Annotated in this window: 19 protein-coding genes; 15 read left to right on the top strand and 4 right to left on the bottom strand. The window is 39.4% G+C overall.

All coding sequences use genetic code 11. From position 1 onward, the window contains the following. Positions 1 to 220 precede the first annotated feature (220 nt). The 10 genes from ABEA36_RS11550 (at position 221) to purD (ending at position 11,778) form a co-directional block, all read left to right on the top strand. Positions 221 to 1,555, top strand: a complete 1,335-nt coding sequence (locus tag ABEA36_RS11550; RefSeq protein ID WP_345492314.1) for an MFS transporter — start codon at positions 221 to 223, stop codon at positions 1,553 to 1,555. 33 nt (positions 1,556 to 1,588) lie between these two features. Beyond that, complete coding sequence (locus ABEA36_RS11545) at positions 1,589 to 2,926, top strand: enolase C-terminal domain-like protein (protein WP_345492507.1); 1,338 nt, start codon at positions 1,589 to 1,591, stop codon at positions 2,924 to 2,926. Positions 2,927 to 2,962: 36 nt separating this feature from the next. Then, complete coding sequence (gene gudD, locus ABEA36_RS11540) at positions 2,963 to 4,297, top strand: glucarate dehydratase (RefSeq protein ID WP_345492312.1); 1,335 nt, start codon at positions 2,963 to 2,965, stop codon at positions 4,295 to 4,297. A gap of 100 nt (positions 4,298 to 4,397) precedes the next feature. Further along, positions 4,398 to 5,168, top strand: coding sequence for a 2-dehydro-3-deoxyglucarate aldolase (gene garL / locus ABEA36_RS11535; RefSeq protein WP_345492310.1), 771 nt, complete (start codon positions 4,398 to 4,400; stop codon positions 5,166 to 5,168). Positions 5,169 to 5,209: 41 nt separating this feature from the next. Continuing rightward, a complete protein-coding gene (gene garR / locus ABEA36_RS11530) occupies positions 5,210 to 6,091 on the top strand; it encodes a 2-hydroxy-3-oxopropionate reductase (protein WP_345492308.1) in 882 nt (293 codons plus the stop codon). Positions 6,092 to 6,154: 63 nt separating this feature from the next. Then, positions 6,155 to 7,303 carry a glycerate kinase gene (locus ABEA36_RS11525; RefSeq protein WP_345492306.1) on the top strand — a complete coding sequence of 383 codons (1,149 nt, stop codon included), beginning with the start codon at positions 6,155 to 6,157 and terminating at the stop codon, positions 7,301 to 7,303. Between the two features lie 338 nt (positions 7,304 to 7,641). Then, on the top strand, positions 7,642 to 8,385 hold the full coding sequence (locus ABEA36_RS11520) for a carbonic anhydrase (protein ID WP_345492304.1): 744 nt from the start codon (positions 7,642 to 7,644) through the stop codon (positions 8,383 to 8,385). A gap of 132 nt (positions 8,386 to 8,517) precedes the next feature. After that, positions 8,518 to 10,107, top strand: a complete 1,590-nt coding sequence (gene purH / locus ABEA36_RS11515; RefSeq protein ID WP_345492302.1) for a bifunctional phosphoribosylaminoimidazolecarboxamide formyltransferase/IMP cyclohydrolase — start codon at positions 8,518 to 8,520, stop codon at positions 10,105 to 10,107. A 31-nt stretch (positions 10,108 to 10,138) separates the two neighbouring features. Then, positions 10,139 to 10,435, top strand: coding sequence for a hypothetical protein (locus tag ABEA36_RS11510; protein ID WP_345492300.1), 297 nt, complete (start codon positions 10,139 to 10,141; stop codon positions 10,433 to 10,435). Positions 10,436 to 10,491: 56 nt separating this feature from the next. After that, positions 10,492 to 11,778 carry a phosphoribosylamine--glycine ligase gene (purD, locus tag ABEA36_RS11505; protein WP_345492298.1) on the top strand — a complete coding sequence of 429 codons (1,287 nt, stop codon included), beginning with the start codon at positions 10,492 to 10,494 and terminating at the stop codon, positions 11,776 to 11,778. A 97-nt stretch (positions 11,779 to 11,875) separates the two neighbouring features. Here purD and ABEA36_RS11500 read toward each other — a convergent pair whose 3' ends face one another. From ABEA36_RS11500 to ABEA36_RS11490, 3 genes are all read right to left on the bottom strand, one after another. Continuing rightward, the gene (locus ABEA36_RS11500; protein WP_345492296.1) at positions 11,876 to 12,124 is read right to left on the bottom strand and encodes a hypothetical protein; all 249 of its coding nucleotides are present in this window, start codon (positions 12,122 to 12,124) and stop codon (positions 11,876 to 11,878) included. Positions 12,125 to 12,228: 104 nt separating this feature from the next. Further along, positions 12,229 to 12,687 (bottom strand): YgiW/YdeI family stress tolerance OB fold protein, encoded by a 459-nt coding sequence (locus ABEA36_RS11495; RefSeq protein ID WP_345492294.1) that lies wholly within the window; start codon positions 12,685 to 12,687, stop codon positions 12,229 to 12,231. A gap of 352 nt (positions 12,688 to 13,039) precedes the next feature. Continuing rightward, entirely contained in the window at positions 13,040 to 13,606 is a 567-nt protein-coding gene (locus ABEA36_RS11490) for a DUF1439 domain-containing protein (protein ID WP_345492293.1), read from the bottom strand. A gap of 418 nt (positions 13,607 to 14,024) precedes the next feature. Between ABEA36_RS11490 and ABEA36_RS11485 the strand changes: the two genes are divergently transcribed. From ABEA36_RS11485 to proC (ABEA36_RS11470), 4 genes are all read left to right on the top strand, one after another. After that, the gene (locus tag ABEA36_RS11485; RefSeq protein ID WP_345492292.1) at positions 14,025 to 14,705 is read left to right on the top strand and encodes a GntR family transcriptional regulator; all 681 of its coding nucleotides are present in this window, start codon (positions 14,025 to 14,027) and stop codon (positions 14,703 to 14,705) included. A gap of 310 nt (positions 14,706 to 15,015) precedes the next feature. Beyond that, complete coding sequence (locus ABEA36_RS11480) at positions 15,016 to 16,008, top strand: DMT family transporter (RefSeq protein ID WP_345492291.1); 993 nt, start codon at positions 15,016 to 15,018, stop codon at positions 16,006 to 16,008. 77 nt (positions 16,009 to 16,085) lie between these two features. Further along, a complete protein-coding gene (gene proC / locus ABEA36_RS11475; RefSeq protein WP_345492290.1) occupies positions 16,086 to 16,895 on the top strand; it encodes a pyrroline-5-carboxylate reductase in 810 nt (269 codons plus the stop codon). A 148-nt stretch (positions 16,896 to 17,043) separates the two neighbouring features. Beyond that, complete coding sequence (proC, locus tag ABEA36_RS11470) at positions 17,044 to 17,835, top strand: pyrroline-5-carboxylate reductase (protein ID WP_345492289.1); 792 nt, start codon at positions 17,044 to 17,046, stop codon at positions 17,833 to 17,835. A 69-nt stretch (positions 17,836 to 17,904) separates the two neighbouring features. Here proC (ABEA36_RS11470) and gss read toward each other — a convergent pair whose 3' ends face one another. Then, positions 17,905 to 19,782 (bottom strand): bifunctional glutathionylspermidine amidase/synthase, encoded by a 1,878-nt coding sequence (gss, locus tag ABEA36_RS11465; protein ID WP_345492287.1) that lies wholly within the window; start codon positions 19,780 to 19,782, stop codon positions 17,905 to 17,907. Between the two features lie 239 nt (positions 19,783 to 20,021). Between gss and ABEA36_RS11460 the strand changes: the two genes are divergently transcribed. Further along, positions 20,022 to 21,059: a putative 2-aminoethylphosphonate ABC transporter substrate-binding protein gene (locus tag ABEA36_RS11460; RefSeq protein WP_345492285.1), complete on the top strand. Its 1,038-nt coding sequence runs from the start codon at positions 20,022 to 20,024 to the stop codon at positions 21,057 to 21,059. Positions 21,060 to 21,062: the final 3 nt, after the last annotated feature.

Raw genomic sequence — 21,062 nt, 5'->3', positions numbered from 1 at the left:
AAATTTATGTGAAGACGATAACATTGCTTCATCATATTACACAAAAATAATCATTACACCCTACTCTCTTTTGTACATTTGCCTAATGATATTTTGCTGTTAGCTATCCATACTAATTAACCAATTAAATAGAAATTTTAGTACCAACTATCACGCAATTTTCTATGCCGATAATAACCGAATATAAAGTTAATAATTAAATACAGTTTAGGGGCTAAACATGGAATTAAACAATACGGTACACACACTAAAAAAGACTAACACTCGTTGGATGATAGTCGTATTTTTATTTATTGTAACAGCGATCAATTATGGCGATCGCGCAACACTCGGTATTGCTGGAAAAGCAATGCAAGGTGAACTCGGTTTTGATGCAGCAGACATGGGATGGGTCATGTCATCATTCGGTATTGCCTATGTTATTGGCCAATTGCCGGGCGGTTGGCTACTCGATAAATTTGGTTCAAAACGCATCTACTTTTGTAGTATTTTATTCTGGTCTATCTTTACCCTCTTACAAGGTACTGTGCACTTTTTTGTCGGTGCATGGGCTATCAGTATGTTATTTACGTTCCGCTTTTTAATGGGATTTGCTGAAGCCCCTTCATTCCCTGGCAACAGCCGAATCACTGCAGCTTGGTTTCCAGCAAAAGAGCGTGCAACGGCGGTGGCTATTTTTAACTCAGCACAATATTTTGCAACGGTTATTTTTGCGCCGATTATGGGATGGTTAACACATGAATATGGCTGGCAGTCTGTTTTCTTCTTTATGGGGGGTGTCGGTATTATTGTGAGTTTTGCCGCATTATTTATGATTCATAATCCGAAAGAACATCCTTGGGCCAATGAAGCCGAAGTGCAATACATTGCTGAAGGCGGTGCATTAGTTGATATGGATCAGAAGAAAGACTCAACCGGTAAAAAACAAGGTCCGAAATTAAGCTATTTATTACAGCTTGTGTCAAATCGTATGTTATTAGGCGTATATTTAGGCCAATATTGCATAAATTGTTTAACGTTCTTTTTTATCTCATGGTTCCCGATCTATCTTGCCACTGAACGTGGTATGAACATCAAAGCAGTCGGATTTGCAGCCGCTATTCCTGCAATTTGTGGATTCATTGGTGGGATTAGTGGTGGCGTATTTTCTGATTACCTTATGAGAAAAACAGGTTCACTCTCTATCGCACGTAAAACGCCGATTGTTATGGGTATGCTATTTTCAATGACAATGATTTTCTGTAACTATGTCGACTCGATTGCTTTAGTGATTTTATTTATGTCCATGGCATTTTTTGGTAAAGGTGTGGGCGCATTAGGCTGGGCGGTCATGGCTGACACAGCGCCTAAAGAGATGAGTGGACTTGCTGGCGGACTATTTAATATGTTTGGCAATGCTTCAAGTATTATTTCACCCATCATTATCGGTTATATCGTGGCATGGAGCGGTCGCTTCGAATGGGCATTAGTCTTTGTGGCGGGTCATGCTTTTGTTGCCGCATTTAGCTATCTGATTTTAGTGGGTCCCATCAAGCGTATGGAATTGAAAAAGTAATGAATCAATAAAGATAAGAAGAGAGCGTTTATGATGAATACACAATCTGTTCCAGTAATTACCTCAATGCAAGTGATACCCGTTGCCGGTTACGACAGCATGCTCATGAACATTGGGGGTGCCCATGGTCCATTTTATACACGTAATATTGTGGTACTAAAAGACAATTCGGGTCATACCGGTGTAGGCGAAGCACCTGGTGGTACTACAATTGAAAATGCCTTAATCGAAGCGATTCCTCATGTTGTTGGTCGGCCAATTTCAATTTTAAACCGAATTGTGAATGACATGCACCAAGGCTACCTCAATGCCGATTATGATACCTTTGGCAAAGGAGCATGGACATTTGAGTTACGCGTCAATGCGGTTGCAGCGTTAGAAGCCGCACTGCTTGATTTAATGGGACAACACCTTAATGTGCCTGTGGCTGAATTATTAGGTCCAGGTAAACAGCGTGATGAAGTGACCGTGCTAGGCTACCTATTTTATATTGGTGATGATCAAAAGACCGACCTTTCGTATACCCAGCCAGTTAAAGACAGCCATCCATGGTATAACATTCGTCGACGTCAGGCGATGACAACCGAAGCCGTGGTAGAACTAGCAGCTGCTGCAAAAGATCGCTATGGTTTTAAAGACTTTAAAATGAAAGGCGGCGTACTGGCAGGCGAAAAAGAAATTGCAACAGTGACGGCACTAAAAAAACATTTTCCAGATGCTCGCATTACACTCGACCCAAATGGGGGATGGATGCTTGATGAAGCAATTGAACTTTGTAAGGGTATGCATGACGTTTTAACCTATGCCGAAGACCCGTGTGGGGCACAAGATGGTTATTCAGGTCGTGAAATTATGGCTGAATTCCGACGAGCAACCGGTTTACCGACTGCAACCAATATGGTCGCGACCAATTGGCGTGAAATGTGCCATTCAATTATGCTACAAGCCGTCGATATTCCACTAGCCGACCCTCATTTTTGGACACTCACCGGAGCTAGCCGCGTTGCACAATTATGTGATGAATGGGGACTGACTTGGGGATGCCACTCCAATAACCATTTTGATATTTCACTTGCCATGTTTAGTCATGTTGGAGCAAGTGCACCAGGTAATCCGACAGCATTAGATACCCACTGGATTTGGCAAGAGGGTCAAGACCGCCTAACTAAAGAACCATTACAAATTGTAAATGGTAAAATTAAGTTACATGATAAACCTGGCTTAGGTATTGAATTAGATATGCAACAGGTTGAACAAGCTCACGCTTTATATAAAAAATTACCTAATGGTGCTCGCAATGATGGGATTGCAATGCAATATTTAATCCCCGGTTGGAAATTTGATCGCAAGCGCCCTTGTATGGTTCGTTAATTATTCATTTATTAAAGATTTAATGAGGAAAAAATTATGACGTCATCAACACCTATTATTACTGAAATGCATGTCTACCCTGTTGCCGGTTATGACAGTATGTTACTGAATTTAAGTGGTGCTCATTCACCTTACTTTACGCGTAATATCGTCATTTTAAAAGATAACGCTGGTAACACCGGCGTCGGTGAAGTACCTTGTGTTGGAACGGTGACCAAAACGTTAGAAGATGCCAAACCCTTTGTTATTGGTAAAACACTCGGTGAATATAAAAATGTAATGAATACGGTGCGAACACAGTTTGCCGATCGTGATGTCGGCGGCCGTGGTAACCAAACCTTCGATCAACGCTCAACCATCCATGTGGTCACTGCAATTGAAGCCGCCATGTTGGATCTACTTGGTAAACATTTAGGCGTGACAGTGGCTTCTTTACTCGGAGATGGGCAACAACGCGATGAAGTTGAAATGCTCGGGTATCTATTTTATGTTGGCGATCGCACTAAGACCGATTTACCTTATCAAAGTCAACCGAATGAAAAATGTGAGTGGTATCGCATCCGTCACAACGAGGCATTAACGCCAACAGCGATTGCAGAATTTGCAGAAGCAACCTATGAAAAGTACGGTTTTAAAGATTTCAAATTAAAAGGGGGGGTATTAACCGCCGATGATGAAGCTGAAGCCGTAATTGCTATTAAGAAAAAATTCCCTAATGCGCGAGTAACCCTTGATCCAAATGGTGGCTGGATGTTAGATGAAGCAATCCGTATCGGTAAATATTTAAAAGATACATTGACCTATGCTGAAGATCCATGTGGTGCCGAGCAAGGCTATTCTGGTCGTGAAATCATGGCAGAGTTTCGCCGTGCGACAGGTTTACCCACCGCGACCAATATGATCGCAACCGATTGGCGTCAAATGGGCCATACCTTATCACTACAATCGGTCGATATTCCATTAGCTGACCCGCATTTTTGGACAATGAACGGCTCAGTCCGTGTCGCACAAATGTGCCATGAATTTGGTTTAACATGGGGTTCTCATTCTAATAACCACTTTGATATTTCACTCGCCATGTTTACACATGTTGGTGCAGCCGCGCCGGGTAACCCAACCGCCCTTGATACGCATTGGATTTGGCAAGAAGGTAATCAACACTTAACGAAAGAGCCGCTACAAATTGTCGGTGGAAAAATTAAAGTACCAGAAAAACCAGGTTTAGGTATCGATATCGACATGGATCAAGTAATGAAAGCACATGAACTGTTTAAAGGCATGGGACTTGGTAACCGTAATGATGCGGTTGCAATGCAATACCTCATTCCAAACTGGACATTTGATCATAAAAAACCGTGTCTAGTGCGTTAAATTGAATAAACCCAATAACCGTGAATGATTAAAAATAGTTAGGGGGTCACCATCCCTACTGAAAATCAGATTAAGTCTATACTATAAATGAAGGTAAATTATGAAAAAAACAACTTGCCATAATCAGTTCAAACACGATGTTTTGGCTCGTAAAACCTTAATTGGTTGCTGGGCTGCAACAGGAAGCCCGATTGCAACAGAGGTCTTAGGACTTGCTGGTTTTGATTGGTTACTATTAGATGGCGAGCATGCCACTAATGATGTCTTAACCTTTATCCCACAATTGATGGCGTTAAAAGATAGTGTTAGTGCCCCGGTAGTTCGACCCGCTTGGAATGATCAAGTGTTAATTAAACGTTTATTGGATATCGGGTTTTACAACTTCTTGATTCCCTATATTGAAACGGAAGAACAAGCGAAGCAGGCGGTCTCCTATACCCGTTATCCACCGCAAGGCGTCCGAGGCGTGTCAGTCTCACACCGCAGTAATGCATTTGGTTCAATCAAAGACTACTTCGAAAAAATTAATCAAAACATTGCTGTCATGTTACAAATTGAGACTCAACAAGCCGTTGATAACGTTGAAGCAATAACGGCAGTAGAGGGGGTTGATGGTATTTTTGTTGGACCAAGTGATTTATCTGCCTCTTTAGGCCACTTTGGTAATCCAAAACACCCTGAAGTCCAGGCCGCCATAAAAAAAGTCTTTGATGTTGCGAAAAAATACAATAAAGGCTGTGGCATCTTAGCACCTGTTGAAGCTGATGCAAGGCATTACCTTGAAATGGGCGCGACCTTTGTTGCCGTTGGTAATGATCTTGGTTTATTACGTGGTGCGACACAGGCACTAGCAGACAAATATTTAAAATAACGCGAGTTGTTTTAATTTAGTAAAAAAGAGAGGAGTTTAAAATGAAAATAGGCTTTATTGGATTAGGTATTATGGGTAAACCGATGAGTAAAAATTTGCTTAAAGCAGGTTACTCATTAGTTGTATGCGACCGAAATCAAGTCGCAGTCGATGACGTAGTTGCGGCAGGAGCACAGAGTGCAGCAACAGCAAAAGATGTTGCAAAACTATGCGATGTTATTATTACCATGCTACCCAACTCTCCACATGTAAAAGACGTCATTTTGGGTGAAAATGGGGTTATTGATGGTGCGAAAGCAGGCACAACGATTATTGATATGAGCTCGATTGCACCACTCGCTAGCCGTGAAATTCATGATGTGGTGGTTAAAAAAGGATTGACCATGCTTGATGCCCCTGTCAGTGGTGGTGAACCAAAGGCAATCGACGGCACGTTATCGGTAATGGTCGGTGGTGATAAGGCGACTTTTGATAAATATTATGACATTATGAAAGCCATGGCTGGCTCAGTTGTCTATACTGGCGATATTGGTGCAGGAAATGTAACGAAATTAGCAAACCAAGTGATCGTTGCATTAAATATTGCGGCGATGTCAGAAGCACTCGTATTAGCAACAAAAGCAGGTGTCAATCCTGAATTAGTCTATCAAGCAATTCGAGGTGGGCTCGCGGGTAGTACCGTACTTGACGCAAAAGCACCAATGGTTTTAAATCGTAACTTTAAACCGGGCTTTAGAATTGATTTACATATAAAAGATTTACAAAATGCCTTAGATACGTCACATGGAATAGGGACCTCACTACCTTTAACAGCGGCGGTAATGGAAATGATGCAAGCACTTCGTACTGATGGATTGGGCGAATGTGATCATAGTGCACTTGCTTGTTACTATGAAAAATTAGCAAAAATAGAAATTAAATAGATGCAATATTTATTGAGTATGGAAACATACTCAATAACATTACATTGCTCTGGAAGGATATATATGAAAATCGTAATTGCGCCTGATTCATTTAAGGAAAGCCTAAGTGCCTCCGATATTGCCAGTACAATAAAAGAGGGATTCTCAGACATATACCCTCATGCACAATATACCCTGTTACCGGTTGCTGACGGTGGGGAAGGAACCGTTGAAGCAATGGTTCATGCGCTAAATGGGCACATCATAAACACAACGATTACCGATCCTTTGGGTGAAAAAGGATCTGCTTTTTATGGCGTTTCAGGAGATAATCAGTGTGCTATTATCGAAATGGCTGCCGCCAGTGGACTTGAACGCGTTCCACTCAATAAACGTAATGCAAAAATCACCACCTCTTATGGAACAGGTGAATTAATTTATGATGCATTAGACAAAGGTACACGCAAATTTATCATCGGCATAGGTGGCAGTGCAACTAATGATGGTGGTGCGGGTATGCTACAAGCATTAGGTGTAAAACTACTTGATAAAACCGGTCAGCAAATTGGCTATGGTGGTCAAGCATTAGCTGATCTTGTCAACATTGATATTAGTGAAATGGATTCAAGATTAGCTCACTGTGATTTTGAAGTCGCATGCGATGTGACCAATCCATTGACCGGTGAGAATGGGGCTTCAGCTATCTTTGGTCCACAAAAAGGGGCATCAAAAGAAGACATAACCTTGCTTGATAACAATCTTAAACACTTTGCAAAGATTATCAAACAAGACCTCAATATTGATGTTGAACATATTCCTGGCACAGGTGCTGCGGGGGGAATGGGGGCTGCACTGCTCGCATTTTTAAACGCAAAACTACGGCCAGGTATCGAAATTATCACAGAATTACTGAATTTAGACCGTTTAGTCAAAGAGGCTGATTTAGTGATTACAGGCGAAGGTAGACTTGATCACCAAAGCATTAATGGTAAAGTCCCGATTGGGGTTGCCGCAATCGCCAAAAAACATGATAAACCCGTTATTGCCATTGTAGGTAGTTTAGGTGATAAAGCTGAAATTGTGTATCCCTATGGTATTTCCGCTATGTTTAGTATTTTAACGCAAATTTGTACGTTAGATGAGGCTTTAGATGCAACTACAGCTAAGAAAAATCTGTTTCTGAGTGCCCGCAATATCGCTGCTACAATAAAAATTGGCTCAAAAATAGCCTAATTGATCGCGCCTTGGTACCATTTTATGTGGTCCAAGGTTTAAACGCTGAAAAATCAAACTCCGACGTGATTACTCTCCGCCAACTGCCTATTTTAGCTTATTGATTTTATTTGAAAGTTTGATTCAGCCCCGATTCCCTGTTTTAACTAATATATAGACACTTTTACATATCGATTGCCGTTTTAACATTAGAAAAGCCAAATAATAGCCAAGATTAATCAGAAAAAATTGGATAAAAAATGCTATTTTTAAAATGCTCCACTTGTTGCCAATAACAAAAGGCGTAGAATGCGACTACATTTTATATAAAATGTATTTTATTGTAAGGATGAATTTGTATGAAAAAAATAATCAAAGCGATGCCACTTTTGATGGCTACAATGGGACTTGCTTCACCAGTTATGGCTGGCGTGCATTGGGGTTATGAAGGTGAAGCAACACCTGAAAACTGGGCGAAATTGACACCTGAATACCAAATGTGTGATTTAGGTAGAAATCAGTCACCAGTCAATATCTCTGGTGCAATTAAAGCACAAGTTACTGATCTTGAAATCCACTATGGTGAAACCTCAGGTAACATTGTGAATAATGGGCATACGATTCAAATCAATGAAAAAAATCCCAATGATTACGTTGTTGTAAATGGTGAGAAGTATACATTAGTACAGTTCCACTTCCATGCACCAAGTGAAAATGAAATCAATGGTGAATCTTTCCCACTTGAAGGTCACTTTGTTCATAAAAATGACAAAGGTGAGTTACTTGTGATGGCAATCATGTTTGAAGAAGGTGACAAAAATCCCGTTGTTGAGAAATTTCTTTCTATCTTAAGTGAAGAAGAAGAAGTGCCAGTAGATTTTGATAAAATTAACATTGCGGCATTCTTACCAAAATCAACAGGGTATTATCGTTTTTCAGGTTCTTTAACCACGCCACCATGTACTGAAGGTGTAACATGGGTCATTCTAAAAGACACAATGACCTTATCTAAAGATGAGATTGAGAAGTTTGAACATGAGTTCAAACACCATAACAATCGACCAATTCAACCTTTACATGGCCGTTTGATTATTTCTAACTAATCATCAATATAAAATGACCTATTTGTATAGGTCATTTTTTCTACATTATTTCAAATTACTAAACTTTTCTGTTTAAATTCTGTATACTACTGTCCTAATTTAACCTTCAAAGATTAATTTGGAGAAAGTCCTATGCAAACGCATCGTCCTATTCGTCGAGCCCTGCTTAGTGTATCTGACAAGTCAGGAATAGTTGAATTCGCAAAAGCCCTATCACAACGTCATGTTGAACTCTTATCCACCGGCGGCACAGCCAAGTTACTGATCGAAAACAATATCCCCGTTATTGAAGTCTCTGATTATACTGGTTTTCCTGAAATGATGGATGGCAGAGTCAAAACGTTGCATCCTAAAATTCACGGTGGCATTTTAGGTCGACGCGATACCGATGATGCCGTGATGGCTCAGCATCATATCGATCCGATCGACATGGTTGTGGTTAATTTGTACCCTTTTGCGCAAACGGTTGCTAAACCAGATTGCACATTAGAACAAGCCGTTGAAAATATCGATATCGGTGGACCAACAATGGTGCGTTCTGCAGCTAAAAATCATAAAGATGTGGCAATTGTGGTCGACAGTGATGATTATAGTCACATTATTAGTATGATGGATAGTCATCAAAATGGATTGCGTTTAGATTACCGTTTTAATTTAGCTATCAAAGCGTTTGAACATACCGCGAAATATGATGGCATGATAGCTAACTATTTTGGACAATTGGTTCCCCCTTATTTTGGTGAAACAGACAAACCGTCTGGGCACTTTCCTCGCACAATTAATCTACAATATATCAAAAAACAAGATATGCGTTATGGCGAAAATAGCCATCAACGTGCCGCATTTTATGTTGAAGAAGCCGTTAAAGAAGCAAGTGTCGCAACCGCCACACAGTTACAAGGTAAGGCATTATCTTACAATAATATTGCCGATACCGATGCCGCCCTTGAATGTGTTAAAGAATTTAATGAGCCAGCCTGCGTTATTGTAAAACATGCGAATCCTTGTGGTGTAGCTATCAGTGGATCAATTTATGACGCGTATTTGAATGCGTACCAAACGGATCCAACCTCAGCGTTTGGCGGAATTATTGCCTTTAATCATGCCCTTGATGCGCGGACAGCACAAGCGATCATTGATAGGCAATTTGTTGAAGTCATTATCGCGCCTCATATCGATAGTGATGCCTTGACGATTCTCGACAGTAAGAAAAACATTCGTGTATTAGCCTGTGGACAATGGCAAAAACGGATTGCAGGACTTGATTTTAAACGCGTCAATGGCGGTCTACTCGTACAAGATCGCGATCTTGGTATGGTGACGGAACACGACTTTAAAATTGTGAGTAAACGTAAACCGACCCCGAAAGAGCTGGCGGATGCCCTATTTTGCTGGAAAGTAGCAAAATTTGTAAAATCAAATGCAATCGTTTACGCCAAAAATAATATGACCATTGGTATTGGTGCAGGGCAAATGAGCCGCGTTTACTCGGCTAAAATTGCAGGCATCAAAGCACAAGATGAAAACTTACAAGTTGCAGGTTCAGTTATGGCATCAGATGCATTCTTTCCATTTAGAGATGGCATTGATGCAGCGGCACAAGTTGGCATCACCTGTGTGATTCAACCTGGCGGTTCGATCCGCGATGAAGAAGTGATTCAAGCTGCTGATGAGCATAATATCGCTATGATTTTTACCGAGATGAGGCATTTCCGTCATTAATATTTCAAATGATATTTAGGAAATATGTTGGATGATGATTACATTAAAAACGCCTCATAAATCAATGCTTGATATTTTTGATATCCCAATTATTGGCGCTATTATTTTTTTTATTATTGCTTTCATCCCTGTACCTATTTATATGATGATTAGTGAGATATATGATGTTAAATACGATGCCGATAATGGTTTAATACAAGGAATAACCGCAATTTGGAATTTAGTATTATCATATATATTGAAAGTTAAAATTGGCATTTTTTTTATTCCATGCTGGATACTTTTTTTTGTAGTTTTTTGCTTAAAGTTTTTTAATATAATTAATTAATCATATTGAAAATGATGAATTTTATTCTCTAAAAATTAGTTTAAATGAGGTTTTAGATGAAAGTATTAATTATCGGTAACGGTGGTCGAGAACATGCACTGGCTTGGAAAGTGGTACAGTCACCATTAGTTAATAAAGTGTTTGTTGCACCAGGAAACGCAGGGACAGCGCTAGAACCCAATTTAGAAAATGTCGATATTAAAGCAACCGATATTGAAGGTTTACTCGCTTTTGCAAAGAAAGAAAAAATTGGGTTGACGATTGTGGGTCCAGAAACCCCTTTAGTCTTGGGCGTGGTCGATAAATTCCGAGCAGCAGGTCTCAATATTTTTGGCCCAACTCAAGCCGCAGCCCAACTTGAAGGCTCAAAAGCGTTTACTAAAGATTTCTTAGCACGTCATCATATTCCGACGGCTGAATATCAAAACTTTACAGAAATCGCACCCGCACTGGCTTATTTAAAACAAAAAGGTGCACCGATAGTCATTAAAGCCGATGGTCTTGCAGCAGGTAAAGGCGTGATTGTTGCCATGACATTACAAGAAGCGGAAGAGGCGGTACATGATATGTTGGCGGGCAATGCCTTTGGTGAAGCGGGTCATCGAGTCGTGATTGAAGAGTTTTTAGACGGTGAAGAAGCCAGTTTTATTGTGATGGTGGATGGTAAAAATGTTGAACCGATGGCAACCAGTCAAGACCACAAACGGGTCGGTGACAAAGATACCGGTTTAAATACAGGTGGCATGGGGGCTTATTCACCGGCACCCGTTGTCACCGATGTCGTGTTCAAACGCGTCATGGATCAAGTTATTTATCCAACGGTTAATGGAATGGCGGCCGAAGGCAATACGTATACAGGTTTTTTATATGCCGGTCTGATGATTGACAAGCAAGGTCATCCTAAAGTCATCGAATTTAACTGTCGATTTGGCGATCCTGAAACACAGCCCATCATGATGCGTTTACAATCCGATCTGGTTAAATTATGTTTGGCAGCAACAGAAGGCAAACTCAATACCGTCCACTCAGACTGGGATTCAAGGCCTGCGCTTGGCGTCGTCATGGCCGCTGGTGGATACCCTGGTGATTATAAAATGGATGATAAAATTAGTGGCCTACCTCATCATGATGCGAGTGATTGCAAAGTATTCCATGCTGGAACTCACTTAAAAGGCGATCAGGTTTATACACAAGGTGGTCGTGTGCTTTGTGTTACTGCATTAGGTTTATCTGTTGCTGATGCTCAAAAGCGAGCCTACGAACAAGTCAAAACGATTAATTGGGATGGTGCTTTTTATCGCCATGATATTGGCTATCGTGCAATCGAACGCGAACAAAAATAATCTCTCACTAAAGGGCGTTGATTACAACGCCCTTTATCTTATTGTGTTTATGACACGCTAGAAAACCATCATTATCAACAAATTAATGATGTTCAACCTATGATTTCGTTGCAGATTCTTCTTTTTCATTAAAAATAAATAAATAAGCTAAACGCGCAAAAATAACAGTAAAAATAATAAACACAATGGTTAAACTGGGTATACCTAAAATTTCAGGCGGTAAAACTCGTCCGACCGTGCGATGCATAAAGCGACCAATCATGCCACCATGATGCGAAAATAAGCTGTTAGCAATAAATCCCCAAATAACAACCGCAACGGTGACTTGAAACCATTTATTTTTCATAACATGACCTCTAATGACTAATATGACAATAAACTATCTGTTCAACCAGCCAAAAATACATCTAACCAAAAGTCGATATATTGACATTTTGGTTAGCAAAATATTTATTTATCAGCATGTAATTTAATAATGCGTTTCACATCAACATTGATCGATTTCCAATCTTTGTCTACTTCACCTTGGATTTCAACTAAATCATTTGGTGTAATGACCTGGCCTCTCCAGCGTTTATGGTCGATTTCAACCTGAATTGTGCCGGTATCATCTTTAAACATGTAGTCTTCATCACCTAATGACTGAATGATATAGCCACGTAATGCAACTTTTTGATCATCGTTCATCTGTTTAACTTGTTCTACAGTGCTAACACTGATGGATGGGCCTTGAAAACCACCCATTCCCCCCATTTGTGGACCACGACAATCAGCAGGTCCACCCACGCATCGTTCTTGAGTTGCTTGATCACCGATAAATCCACCAGGGCCTGGAGGCGTTGGTTTAGCCATTGCCGCACCGGTAAACATTAATGTTACGACTGTAAATAATGGGATAATCTTTTTCATCTCTTTTCTCCTTTATCAAGTTGATACGGTTATTAAACAAAAAAAAGATTAAGAGAATATTAAGAATTCAATTGTTCTTTATTTTTTTCCATAATCATTGTTCAGACATCGTAAAAATTTTACCCTAACAACACGTTTACTGTTTATCTATAAGTCTGATGGGTTAAGATAAACATCTTCAACCTCCTCGGTAAGCCAACTTAAAAATCACGATTAATATGTAGTGCCCTTAGTCAGCAGACACGAGAAGTAGCGAGTTCATAATTAAGATCTCATCAAACGTCTTAGTCGATGTATTATGCACACAACGACCTTTTATACCGTTTACTGTTTCACCTAGATCAACAGCGAATTACTTGAGTGAAAAAACAAATTTACCTTGTTCAATTTTTATTGTTGAAGCGGTTTGGAAAGCTAAGTACTCTAACTGATTCGTTTTATCCAATTGATAAACGGGATTATGTTCAAAGTACAGTTGTAATGCTTGATTAAGATAAGGCAAAAATAGCCCTGAACTGATTGAACCTAAACTGGAATCAAGTTGATAGTCGGCAATTTCGACCTGACGTAAAAAAATGGCATTTTGCTGTTTATTTAATTCAGGTAATGCTTTTAAATTTAAACGTAAGCTCACATTTTGTTTACCCAATGGCGTTTGGATAGCAGCTTTAGCGGTGCCATCAGCAACCACTTTATTAGCCTCTTGCCGACCAATATTAAGATTCATATCGTTAAATGTGACATTCATTTTAAACAGATCACCTGCATCAACACTTTGATTATAATGACTTAGCTGTTTTTGTAAGGCACTATTCACAAATTGTTCAGATAAGCTATATTGGCCAAGTGTTTGGCAACCCGCGACCAATCCAGACAATAAAAGTAATATAAAAACTGTATATATCCGTTTTAAAAACATGCCTTGCTCCATGTGATATGATTAATGACAAATCTATTATACAAATCTTTATTGTAAGCGCTAGCATATCAGTAATTAGCGCAGTAAAAATTGGTTTTAATCAAGATTTTGATTTATATTATGTGCTAGCAAAGTGGCAGAAAATAGATTTATGATGTAGTGACAAGCCATAAACCGCCATCAAGGTGATGCTCTGGTTTGCCTATTTTTATTGAAAATGTATCAAGGTTAATCATAAATCAAAGGACCCCCTCTTTACGGTTAGATCATGAGTAAACGGTTTATATCACCGTAAAAAGTTAGGTTTGTCAGGATGATATTGGATATCTCAATTGAGTGAAGCATTAGGTACTGTTGAATAATCAACATTTATTCAACAAGATAATTATTATAATAAGCAAAAACAAGATGAGTAAATATGGGTGTAACAAAATCAAAACCAAATCAGAAATCATTATCGTATAAAATTCGAGATGAATTACGAAATGATATTTTAAGTGGCCAAATTGTGCCAGGTACGCGTTTACGACAAGAGGCACTTGCAGAACGTTTTAACGCTAGTCGAATCCCCGTTAGAGAAGCCTTACGTCAATTAGAGATGGAAGGTCTAGTCAAAACACAACTGAATCGTGGTGCTGTAGTTGCCGCGCCAAGTATCGATGATATTTGTGACCTACTCGATATTCGTATTGCATTAGAGTGTCGCGCAGCAAAACTTGCTGTACCTAAAATGACCCAAGCCGATATTGATCATCTTGAACAGATTTTAGAACAATACCATCACTCACAAACACCGGGGGAATGGGCTGAAAATAATCGTTTATTTCATTTAGGTTTGTGTGAACCCGCGAAAAATAAACAATTAACCGCGCTGATTAAACTTTATTGTATGAGTACCTCATCACCTTATGCAAATTTTCATCTAGATATGACAAACGCAACGGATATAAAAACCGTTAATTCAGACCACCTTGAAATTCTTAATGCATGTAAGGAAAGAGACGTTAATCGCGTTATTATCGTGCTAGAACAACATATTCAATCGACAAAAGATAGCTTGATGCACTATCAAACCCCATGTAATAAAGTCACTCAATAACGTTTATTCTACATATTTATCAAGGCTTTTTGATTCATTTAGCACGGTGCAATGATCAATAAGCCTCTCTATCAATCATCAATAATCTTAATTATTTCAATTTGATATCGTTTTATTCGATAAAAATGTATACATTTTTTATAAATGATATAGCAAAATGTATCCAATCGTGATTTAATAATGGATACATTTTGATGTCTGATAAAGCCAAACCTATTATGTATTTGTTGCATAGGGGTTTGGACATAGCTAAACAGTTAATCTGCTAACTCTTTAGCTATGTTCAAATTTAAATTTAGAGGATATCACGATGAATAACATCGCTAAAAAAATAGCACCAAGTGCGCTCGTTTTAGCACTAACATCTATTTTTGTTAATGTGCTTTGGGGCACCCCGTTTCCATTAGTTAAAGTCATGTATGAGGAGATGAATTTACTACCACAATTACTCGGTGATAATTACAATGGACAAGTCTTAACGGCTATCAGTTTACGTTTTTTTCTTGCTGGAATTATGACGTTAATGATGGCTGCCTGCATGAAACAAAATATTTTTGCAGTGACCAAAAAACAGTGGATAGATGTCACTTCAATGGGGCTCGTCAGTACAACCGCAGCTTACTTTTTCTTTAACATTGGATTAGTGCATACCGTCACAATCAAATCGACCGTATTGGCACAGGCATCGATTTTCTTTTCAATTTTATTAGCACATTTTGCGTATAAAAATGACCGAATGAACCAAGCAAAATGGATCGGCTTAATTTTAGGTTTTGCTGGTTTGATTATTGTTAATATTACCAAACCAACAGCTGATATTTCACAGTTATTTAGCTTTAACTTATTAGGTGATGGCTTTATGTTACTGTATGGTTTAGTTGCCGCCATTGGCATGATGCAAGCTCGTGCAATTGGTTCAACATTGCCCGTTTTTGTTATGACAGGTTGGAATCTGCTGATTGGTTCAATTGCCCTATTTGTGATTGGTCTGATGATGGGTGGAAGTCTAAGCTTAATTCACTGGACAACCTTAGGTACCGTTCTGTTAGTCTTTTTAGCCCTACTATCAAGCGTCACATTTGGCCTTTGGTATTGGGTCGTACAATATGCCAAAATTGGTGAAGTATCGATGTTTAAATTCTTTATGCCGGTATCAGGTAGTCTACTCGCTATCATGATTGGTCAAGACGTATTTACCTTACCCCTTGCGATCGGCTTAGTACTCGTTTGCTTAGGGATTATTGTGGTGAATAAACCTGAGATTTTGGGTTTAAAGAAAAAACAACCCGCAGACAAATCATAACCATCCGAATTTTGATTAAGGAGCAACTTACGGCTCCTTTAATTGAATTTTAACATCATTGAGGGGAGTAAAGATTTATGAAACAACATATTGGATTTATTGGTTCAGGAAATATGGGATTAGCCATTATCAAGGGACTATTAACCAGTAAAGTGGCGAAACCAGAACAAATCACTGTATTTGATATTTTACACGATAAAGTGAAACAACTGAGTGCAGAACTTAACATTAATGCGGCTGATTCTGAAGTTAAAGTGGCTGAAGCTGCGGATATTTTATTTTTAGCCGTCAAACCCAATACTGTTCCAAATGTGTTAAAAACGATTAAGCCTAAATTATCGAAAAAAACGATTATTGTGTCTATCGCTGCTGGCGTGACACTTGAAACCATGGAAAAAGAGCTTGGTAAAGGCTATAAAATTGTCCGTGTGATGCCAAATACCCCCGCTTTAGTGAATGCTGCGATGTCATCACTCACTGAAAATGAAAACGTTACGGCTACTGAATTAAAAGCAATTGCTACGATTTTTAACAGCTTAGGTGAGTCTGAAGCCGTACCTGAATACCTTATCCATGCGGTAACGGGTATCAGTGGTTCCTCTCCGGCATATGTCTTTATGTTTATCGAAGCGATGGCCGATGCCGCGGTCCTTGCCGGTATGCCTCGTGCTCAAGCCTATAAATTTGCAGCACAAGCGGTCATGGGTTCTGCTAAAATGGTACTTGAAACGGGCAAACATCCTGGGGAGTTAAAAGATATGGTCTGCTCACCGGGTGGAACCACTATCGAAGCAGTAAAAACATTAGAAGATACCGGTTTTAGGCCGTCCGTGATCAATGCCGTTACAAGCTGCATTGAAAAATCAAAATTAATGTCAAATAAATAAGGCAATCCATAAGCCATCTCGCTGTAGATGGCTTTTCTGATTTCTCCTATCCCAACGAAATACACTTAAATACCATCATGCCCTATCACTTTTACTCAATTAGCGATATAGTAACCCATTGATTTGCGAAAAGATGATAGGAGAAAAAATGAAAAAGATTGGCATGATTGGCGTGGGCCATTTAGGCTCAGCAGTATTAAAAGGTTTATTAAAAAGCCATTACACTACGCCAGAGCACTTGTTAATTAGTGGTGGTTCGAGTGGGAAAGCAAAAACCTTAGCTGAACAACTGGGGTGTCAATTTCATACTGATAATCGAGAATTGGTCAAAAAATCAGACATCGTTATTTTAGCTGTCATTCCACGTATTTTACCCACAATTCTTGATGAAATTAACGCAGATTTAAAAGACAACACGATTGTGATTTCGGCCGCATCATCATTTACTTTAGCGCAATTTTACCAGCACTTACCACAGCATATTGCCGTCATTCGTGCTATTCCCAACATTCCAAGTGCCGTTTGCCAAGGGATGACAGCTATGAGCGCGGCAAAACAGGTCTCGGCTCAACAGTTAGATGAGGCAAAACAGCTCTTTTCGGCAATCGGTAAAATTGCCCTTGTTGATGAATCTAAGCTTGATATTAGTAGTACTGTAGCTGGCTGTTCGCCAGCTTATGTGGCCTTATTTATTGAGGCATTAGCTGATGCCGGTGTGCTGGCGGGATTATCGCGTGAAGAAGCCTATTTACTCAGTAAGCAAGCCGTACTAGGGGCAGCAACGGTTCTATTGGAACAAGACATGCTACCTGCGCAGTTAAAAGATGGCGTCTGTTCACCTGGGGGCACCACTATCCGCGGCGTCACCCAGCTAGAAAAATTTGGCTTACGTAATGCCGTTATCGAAGCAGTAAAAGCCTCTGCAAATATTGCTCAATAGCATTAAAAAGACGCATTCTTAGTGCTTAAGAATGCGTTAATATCGTAATATAAATAAGGCATCAATAAATTAGCCTGTAAAATCCTCATCACGTAACACTCTTAATGGTTCCATGCTACTTTCACCTTTAATTACCAATGAGGTGTCGGATCGTAGACAGGTCCCACCATAATGTCCACCAACCGTAAAGGTACAGACTTGCACATATTGGTTAGCCACTTTGGGTAAACACCATAATTGCTGATAAATATTTTCTTGTTGTTCAAAGCGTCCGGCTGTTTTATCTAGCACTTGTTCATTGTGACTGACGAGTTCAATATTGTTACCACAGCGCCCAGCAATCGGCTTAACAGCATACCCCTTTTCAACCAAATCCTGATTTAATGAAAATGTTGATTCCAGTAAATAGCGATGATCAGGAAATAGTGACCACAATACGGGTAAAATCGCTTTATTACTTGGAATAATTGTCCATAACGGTTCAAAAACTAAAACTTCTGGGCGTAGTAATACATCAATCAGACGCACATGATTTTCAGGATGGCCAGTACGTATTGGTGGCGCTGATACTTGTGATTCACTCTCTTCACGTAGCTGCTCAAGCACCGTTTCCCATGCCCAAGTTTTCCAAACACAGCCTACTTTTCGATGATCATTATCAACTAATTGCCCCTGTTTATCCCAATGTAAATCATCCAACCCATGTAAGATTTTACTTTCAAATCCGGCTTGTGTTAAAGCACGTTGCATAAACAATGCATGATAATTTTCTTCTTTATCATTATCTTGCATGATATGTACAAACTTTTTAGCGTCACTATGTTTCCAACAATCGGCAAGGGTATCTAACAGTTTATCCCCGGGATTTGAGCCAACAGATAATTCCGCTTGCTGTGCCCATTTTTGTAAGATTAATCCCGTCTCGGTATGGCAAGATGCCGAATCTGCATTATATTCATAGACTTTCAAACCACGTTCATCCATGCAAAAATCTAATCGACCAGTGATCATTTGATAACGACGTTTTTGCCATGATAAACGTAAGCGTGGCCATAAAATTTCAGGAATATTAAAATTACGTAATAATTTATCATCTTTTAATACTTTATCCGTTGCATGCAAATACATTAAATGTAGCTCATTGGTAGCCCGAATCAATTCCTGTTCAGCACTTTCTGATATTGTAAAATACTGATAGGGATCATCATGATTAACGGCATGACCATTAGCTTGAATATAAGCATCTTGAACAGGATCATTCGCATCTAGCCATTCACCATCAAACTGTCCATGATTAGGGACATGAGCACAGTGAATTGGACGAAAATCAACGGGCGTTGTTGGCTGTTCCAAACTATAGGTCGTATCATCGGTTTGAATCATCCACCCTAAAATCGTGGTATCACTGAATGTATCTTGCAAATGGTAATGCCCGTCAATCACTGACAAGGGTAATTCTCGGGTCCATTGTTGTCCAGCAGGTAGACGTGCATGAACGACATTTTGTTCAACTATTCTGACTTTATCAGCTAAAACATCGGTGACAATAGCCACATGCCCAGTACGTTTAAAGTGCCCTCCCTCTTGCCAGATCAATAAAGCTCCAGCGACAGGTGACTTTTGACTACCATTGGCAAAAGCTTGTAAGGGTAATAATGCCTCATCGACCACATGACGCAAAATACGCAATGAAAAAATCTCATATGCCATTCCTACATCCGTAAACACTGTACCATAATTAAGATACAAAAAACGCCTCGCAAACTCAACACACTGCCATTTATAGCCCATATATTCATGACCAATATAGCTACGAAAAGAGGCATCATCAGGGTAATCTTGTTTATTCACCGTCGAATAGTCTGAAGAAAAGATTGCAACCCCACCTGGCGCATAACCAAGTAAGGTTCCGAAGTGTTCGTTTTGAGTATTTGAATTGACCAGCATAATCGTCACATTGTATTGACTAAATAAACCATAAAAGTATCTTAAACCAATTAATCTTAGAAAAGTATGCACTATTTAAAATATTTACTTATTATTTCAATCGTTATTTTGACGAAATAGATAAGTTAAAACAAACTTACGCCCTAACCTTAAACCCCGTTTACCTTCTGTTACTGTCATTAAAATGACACAGATTTTTTTTATACTTTACCTAAATTAATTCATAATCAGGAATTAACATGAAACAATTAAAATCAATACTGGCCATCAGTATCCTCTTTGCTTTATCACCGCATGCTTTCGCCAATAAAACGGAATTAACGGTTTATACTGCGCTTGAAACCGATCAAATTAAAACTTACCAAAAAGCATTTAATGCTGTTCATCCCGATATTCAGCTCCGTATTGTGCGTGATTCAACGGGGGTTATTGTCTCTAAATTATTGGCAGAAAAAAGCAATCCCAAGGCGGATGTTGTATGGGGTGTTGCTATTACAGGACTAGGAGTACTTAAACAACAGCAAATGCTCCAACCTTATGCCCCACAAAATTTAGTCAATATTAAATCGGATTATCGAGATAGCCATAATCCACCTTATTGGTGGGGACTTGATGTGACTGGCGCAGTGGTTTGTTTCAATACCATTGAAGCAGAAAAAAGACACCTGCCTAAACCAGAAAGCTGGCATGATTTATTAAAACCCATTTATCAAGGCCAAATTGTCATGCCAGATCCAACGTCATCGGGTACAGGGTATTTTGATGTTGTCAGTTGGCTGCAAATGTGGGGGGATGAACAAGGTAAGGGAGGCGGATGGCAATTTATGGATGGGCTTCATAAAAATATTGCTCAGTACACACATTCAGGCTCAAAACCTTGCAATATGGCAGCAACAGGCGAATACGTTATTGGTATTTCTTTTGAATACCGAGGGCATACAAATAAAGCCAAAGGTGCACCTATTGATCTGATTTTCCCTAGTGAAGGACTCGGATGGGATGTCGAAGCATTTGCTATCCATGTGGGTACAAAAAAACTACCCGCTGCCAAAATATTAGCTGATTGGGCATCGAGTACTGAAGCAATGAAACTCTATGGTAAAAGTTTCGCTATTACTGGGCAACCAGGTGTTGCAGAAAAACTGTCGAATATTCCAGATGATTATGAATCACGTTTAATACCGATGAATTTCGATTTAGCAGCCAGTGAACGAAATACCATTTTGAAAGAGTGGAGCTCTCGTTATGCGAACAAATCAGAGCCAAAAAATAAGTAAAGG

It is taken from the genome of Orbus sasakiae (genome assembly GCF_039542345.1).
Taxonomy (GTDB): Bacteria; Pseudomonadota; Gammaproteobacteria; order Enterobacterales; family Orbaceae; genus Orbus; species Orbus sasakiae.
This window is presented reverse-complemented; position numbering and strand designations above follow the sequence as displayed.